The 250-nt window shown below is 66.4% G+C and carries 1 protein-coding gene; it reads left to right on the top strand.

Annotation, left to right across the window (positions count from 1 at the left end; translation table 11 throughout):
• Window positions 1-250: DUF4118 domain-containing protein (locus tag FJ988_RS30645; protein WP_140823065.1), on the top strand; the 250-nt coding region annotated here is incomplete at both ends.

Genomic DNA, 250 nt, shown 5'->3' with positions numbered 1-250 from the left:
CTACTCGTTTACCGTCAACGACACCCAGTATTTCTTCACCTTCGCGTTGATGCTCGGCATCGCGCTGATCACCGGGCAGCTCACCGCACGCCTGCGCCACGAAGCGCGCACCGCCGCCGCTCGAGAACGTCGCGCCACATCCCTGGCACGCCTGGCGCGGGACCTGTCGGCCGCGTTGACCGTGGAGCAGATCAGCGAAGTGGCATTGCGCACCTTCAGCGGCGTGTTCGAGGCACGGGTAGGCCTGGCC

Source organism: Mesorhizobium sp. CU3, from assembly GCF_006442965.1.
Lineage (GTDB): Bacteria > Pseudomonadota > Alphaproteobacteria > Rhizobiales > Rhizobiaceae > Mesorhizobium.
This window is presented reverse-complemented; position numbering and strand designations above follow the sequence as displayed.